The organism is uncultured Thiodictyon sp. (assembly GCA_903837595.1).
Classification (GTDB): Bacteria; Pseudomonadota; Gammaproteobacteria; order Chromatiales; family Chromatiaceae; genus Thiodictyon.
The window spans coordinates 1-4,773 of the sequence record CAILVI010000479.1; the positions used below are offsets into that span (position 1 = coordinate 1).

At 66.6% G+C, this 4,773-nt stretch carries 5 protein-coding genes; all 5 read left to right on the forward strand.

The window, feature by feature from the left end:
• Positions 1 to 1,452, forward strand: a 1,452-nt coding sequence (locus QZY44_RS28640; protein ID WP_295456048.1) for a terminase gpA endonuclease subunit, incomplete at its 5' end; no start/stop codon positions are given.
• A 4-nt stretch (positions 1,453 to 1,456) separates the two neighbouring features.
• The gene (locus tag QZY44_RS28645; protein ID WP_295456049.1) at positions 1,457 to 1,648 is read left to right on the forward strand and encodes a helix-turn-helix transcriptional regulator; all 192 of its coding nucleotides are present in this window, start codon (positions 1,457 to 1,459) and stop codon (positions 1,646 to 1,648) included.
• Between the two features lie 65 nt (positions 1,649 to 1,713).
• Entirely contained in the window at positions 1,714 to 1,953 is a 240-nt protein-coding gene (locus tag QZY44_RS28650; RefSeq protein WP_295456050.1) for a hypothetical protein, read from the forward strand.
• On the forward strand, positions 1,953 to 3,560 hold the full coding sequence (locus QZY44_RS28655) for a phage portal protein (RefSeq protein WP_295456051.1): 1,608 nt from the start codon (positions 1,953 to 1,955) through the stop codon (positions 3,558 to 3,560). Before QZY44_RS28650 ends, QZY44_RS28655 begins: the two co-directional genes overlap by 1 nt.
• Positions 3,557 to 4,773 (forward strand): S49 family peptidase (locus tag QZY44_RS28660; protein WP_295456052.1); only part of this gene is annotated, 1,217 nt, incomplete at its 3' end. The genes QZY44_RS28655 and QZY44_RS28660, both read left to right, overlap by 4 nt.

The following is a 4,773-nucleotide window of genomic DNA, read 5'->3' on the forward strand; positions in this document are numbered from 1 at the left end:
GACGGCGTCGAGGCCGAACGTCCGCGCGCCTCCGAGGGCACGGTCGTGGCGATGGCCGAGGCGACGACCTCGACCTACCCAGACGCGATCATGTCGCTCACCTCCACCCCGACCCTGGGGCTGGCGGTGGCCTATCGTCATGACACCGGCCTGTGGCATTGGGCCGAGCCCGAGGATCCGGCCGAGATCGGTTCGGCGATCTGGCGCTACTGGCTTCAGGGGTCGCGCCATGAATGGGCCTGGCCCTGCCCGCATTGCCAGGTCTATTTCATCCCGCGCTCCATGCTGATCCGCCCGGTTGAGAACGTCACGCCCTTGGAGGCCGAGCGGGCCGGGTGCCTGGTGTGTCCCGTCTGCGGGGCAGAGATCAGAGACCCCAAGCGCGGAACCATGAACGACCGCGGGATCATGGTCGCGCCCGGTCAACGCCCGCTGGACTATGACCCCGCCTGGGGCTGTCTCACTGATGGCGGGCCTGGACCCATGATCGATCTCGGTGCGGGGGATATTCAGCGCCTGCCCTGGGGCACGGCATGGATCGATCCAGGGACGGTCAAGGCCAGTTTCTGGGTCTCGGGGTGTGCGACCTTCTCGGCCAAGAAGACCTTTGGCTATCTCGCGGCCCAGTTGGCTGAAGCGCGGGCGACCAAGGACCCGCAGCGCGAGCAGGCCGTGCTCAATATCGACTTCGGGGAGATTTTCCAGCGTCGCGGTGACGCCCCGGACTGGCAGGTGGTTCATGCCCTGGCGGACCCGGGCTATGTCCTTGGGTTCGTTACAGCCGCCGTGACGACGCTCACCGCCGGGGTGGATGTGTCCGCCAATCGGTTGATCTGGGGGGTGCGCGGTTGGGCACCTGAGTCTGATCTGACCTCCTGGCTGATTGCGCGCGGCGAGCTGTGGGGGGATACCGATCAGCCGGCGGTCTGGGAGCGGCTCGCACAAGAGGTACTCGGGGCCTCCTGGGATGGTCTGTCGGTGTCGCTGATGGCGGTCGACTCGGGCTATCGGCCCGAGGATGTCTACGCTTTCTGCCAGAAATACACCGGTCAGGCCGTCGCGACCAAGGGCCGCAACCTGATGGACCGGCCCTGGTATGCCGCGCCGGTGGAGGTGAACTGGCGCGGCAAGGCCAAGCCGCACGGCATGTACCTGTGGCACCTGAACACCGACGTGCTCAAGTCGTGGGTCCATGCGCGGGTGCGCCGGCCGATCGATCAGCCCGGGGCCTGGCATCTACCGCGCGACATCGATGACGAGTATTGCAAGCAGATCGTTGCCGAGTCTCGCGTGGTCGACCTCGACGGCCGGCCGCGCTGGCTCAAGCAGCGCGCCAACCATTTTTTGGATGTCGAGTCCCTGTGCTATTTCGCCGTCTGCCAGGTGACGGTCTATGCCGAACGTCCGGCCGGTGATAACGGCGATCTGGCGAAACAGTTCAAGGTGATGTAACAAAATGACCCGGGATCAATTTCGCGCACATCTCGCTGAGCTGGGTCTGAGCCTGGGCGACTTCGCGGCCTTGGCCGGCGTGTCTTACAGCCAGGTCCGGGCCTGGGGCGAGACCTCGCCGGTACCGCGGCCGATCCGGCTGATTCTGCGTTTACTCGATGAGCGCGGGCATGTCCACGAACTGTTGCGTACTTGAACCTGCAGCGGCGGCGCTGAAATTCGTCGCTTGGTGTACTCGGCGCCCGGTCTATGCTTTGACGCATGGCCGGAATTACCTATCAACTCGCTGAAGCCCAACTCGCCAAGTGGATCGCGTTTGAAGATGCGATCATGCTTGGCCAGTCAGTCAGCAACGAAGGTCGGTCCCTGACCCGGGCCGATCTGGGCGCCGTGGCGAGCCGGATCGCCTACTGGGATAAGACCGCCAAGCGCCTGGCCCCGCCCGAGGCCGAGATCGCCCCGCGGCGCTCGCAGATTCATTCCGCGGTCGTGGTCGGCTGATGGCCGCGTCGCGTCTCTCCCGTTTTTCCAGTTTCTTCCGTTGGTTCGGTGGTGAACACGTTGCCACGGATGGCCTTTCTGATCCCAGCGCTGGGGAGACCGCCCATAAAGGCGCGTCGTTCCTGCGCGATCCGTTGCGCGGTTGGCATCTGCCCTGGGGGGCGCCCGATGAGCAGACCGCGCGCGACCTGAAGACCCTGCGGGCGCGGGCCGCCGATCTGCGGCGCAACGATCCGCTGGTGGCCGGGGTGGAGCACACCAAGGCGACCGGGGTGGTTGGCACCGGGTTGGCCCTGCAAGCCGCCATCGATCGGGATTATCTCGGTCTTGATGACGCCCAGGGCGATGCCTGGGAATCCCAGGCCGAACGGCTGTTTAACCATTGGGCCAATGGACGCGACTGCCACATCAAGCGCACCCAGACCTTTTACGAACAGCAGGACTCGGCCTACCGGGCGGTACTGCGCAACGGTGACCACTGGGTCCAGTTGGTGCAGAGCCCGCGTCCCGGCGCGACCTTCCGGCTGGCGCTTCAGCACATCAACGCGCTGCGGGTTTCCAACCCAGACTTCCTGTCCGATACCGAGGCCCTGGTTCAGGGGGTGGAGCGCGACGAGGTGGGCGCGCCGATCGCCATCCATGTCTCGCGGCGCTATCCCAATGCAGGGCGCATCGGTGAGGTGCAGTCCTGGCAGCGGCTGTCCATGTACAACCCGGCCAACGATCGGCGCGTGGTGCTGCACCTGGCGCGCATCCTCGACGATGACGAGACCCGGCCGGCGCCCGATCTCTCGCCGGTCATCGAGCAGATCAAGCAGCTAGGACGCTACACCGACGCCGAGATCAACGCCGCGGTGCTCAACGCCTTCCAGGGCCTGGTAGTGCAGTCGCAGACCGGCATGGGCCTGGCGGGTCTGCCCTACAAAGACTGGCGCGGCGCCCGGCAGTCTTATTACCAAGACTCGCCGATCGCGATGCGCGAAGGCCAGAGCAACATCCTCGCTCTGTTCCCGGACGACACCGTTACCGGCTTCAACCCCAACCGGCCGAATACCGCCTTTGAGCCTTTCCTGATGGGCGCCTGGTCGATGATCGGGGCCGGGCTGGAGCTGCCCCATGAGTTGCTGACCAAGCGTTTTCAAAGTTCCTACTCGGCCGCCCGGGCGGCTCTGTTGGTGGCCTGGAGCTTTTTTATTGGCCGGCGCACCTGGCTTGCGGGTGCGTTTTGCCAGCCGGTTTACGAGGCATTCATTGACGAACAAGTGGCCTTCGGACGGCTGGCGGCCCCCGGTTATTTCGCCGATCCGATGATCCGTGCGGCCTATCTCGGCACCGAATGGGTCGGCGATGCACAGGGTCAAATCGATGAATCCAAGGCAGTCGACGCCGCCCGTCAGCGCATCGAACTGGGCATCTCGACCCGCAAACGCGAGTGCATGTTGCTGACCGGTCAGGACTATGACCAGGTGCAGCGGCAGCTCGACAAAGAGCGTCGCATGGGTGCCCCGTCGCCGCAGCAAAAGGGGCCGGTTCAAGAGCTGGCGCCGCCGGCACCGGACGATCCTGCGGCACCACCGGCACCACCGGCACCTGGAGATCAACCATGACCGAGCGCGCCGCCACCCATGTGCTCGACGCCATCGGCCGCGCCCCCTGGGCGATCGAGCCGGCCGCCCTGGAGCAGATCATCCTGATTGCCGGGCGGCTCAACGATCACCCAGACCCGCTGGGACAGGTCGCGGCCATCGCCGAGCGCCTCGCCGTGAGCCCGGATGCACTCGCCACCCGCGGCGGCCTGCCCTTGCCCACCGCGCGTCATGCCACCGTGCACGGCACCACGGCGCTGCTGGAGGTCCGCGGGCCGATCATGCCGCGGGCCGATCTCTTCAGCCGCATCTCGGGCGCCACCTCGTTGGAGATCCTGGCGCGCGACTTTCAGGTTGCGCTCGATGACCTGGGTGTCGAACGGATTGTCCTGTGGCTGGCGTCCCCGGGCGGCCAGACCACCGGCATCGCCGAGTTTGCAGGCCAGGTGGCTGCAGCCAACCAGATCAAGCCCATCACCGCCTATGTCGGAGACCTCGCCGCCTCGGCCGCCTACTGGATCGCCGCCGCCGCGGGGGAGGTGGTGTTGTCCCAGACCGCGATGGTCGGCTCCATCGGCGTGGTGCTGACCCATCGGCCAGAGGTCGATGCCCCGCTCCAGGTCGTCTCCTCACAGTCACCACTGAAGCGCGCCACCCCCGACACCCCGCAGGGGCTCATCGAGGCCCAGCGCATCGTCGATCAGATCGCCACCGTCTTCGTCGAGGCGGTGGCCGCCGGCCGCAAAGTGGACCCCCAGACCGTGCTAAACGACTTCGGGCGCGGTTCCCTGCTCGTCGGCGCCCATGCCGTCGCAGCTGGCATGGGTGATCGCATCGGCACCCTCAACACATTGCTTTATCCCGCCGGGCGCGCCCGGTCCAACCGTAGGAGCATCATCACGATGTCCGATCATACCCCGGGCGCGCCGATCATCGACCGCGCCTATCTCGCCGCCAACCATCCGGACCTGCTCTCCGCCCTGCTCGCCGAAGGGCGCGAGGAGGGCCTCATCATTGGGCGCGTCGGGGGCGCCACCGCGGAGCGCACCCGGATACAAGCCGTGCGTGACCAACTGATCCCGGGCCATGAGGACCTGATCGAGCGCCTGGCGATGGACGGCCAGACCACCGGCCCCGAGGCCGCCGTCGCCGTCCTCGCCGCCGAGCGCACCCTGCGCACCGCCGCCCAGCAGGCCCTGGATGCGGCACCCAAGGCAGTGAATGCAGCCAGTCC